At 47.4% G+C, this 724-nt stretch carries 1 protein-coding gene; it reads right to left on the bottom strand.

Going from position 1 to position 724, the window contains the following annotated elements; genetic code table 11:
- On the bottom strand, positions 1-724 hold a 724-nt coding region (locus R8O11_RS27485; protein WP_318194909.1), incomplete at both ends, for an MMPL family transporter.

Raw genomic sequence — 724 nt, 5'->3', positions numbered from 1 at the left:
CGCTTTCAAGCGCGCGTTATCAGACGGACTTTCTTGTAAGTACGCTTTTTTATCGAATAGCATTAGTAAGGTTGGGAGGAATAAGAAGTCCACAACCAAAGCGATGAAGATAACAATGGCGCTGAGCTGCCCCATATCCGCATTCAGCCTGAAGCTAGACATTGCCAATACAGAAAAACCTGCCACTAAAACCACCGTAGTGATCCACAGTGCGCGGCCAACGGTATGAAAGGCGTAACGAACGGCTTGCTCTGCAGTTTGCCCCTCGCGGCGCGCTCTTTGATATTTGGAAAGGAAATGAACGGCATCATCGACCACAATCCCAAGCGTCAATGTCACAACAACGGATAAGCCGAGGTTGATTTCACCCGATATCAGTGCCCACAAACCAAAGCCAATGACCGCTGGCGCAATATTGGGCATCAAACTAATTAGCCCTAATCTCACGGAGCGAAGTGCAAAAATCAGCAAGGCAGAAATTAAAACAAGCGTGATCGGTAAAGTGGACAGCATGCTCGCCATATTCGTCTCTCCAATATGGGCGAACATTAATGACGGGCTTGATGCAACCACTTGATAATGAGGGGCATGCTCTGCAAACCATTGATAGATTCTGTTTTCTAAATCGACCAGTTCCACACTGCCGAGGTTTGCCACGGTCAACACCATTTTGATCGAGGATTTATCGACGTTAATTTGATTATTGAGGTCTAGGCCGTACGGC

It is taken from the genome of Vibrio sp. 1288, from assembly GCF_033344475.1.
This window is presented reverse-complemented; position numbering and strand designations above follow the sequence as displayed.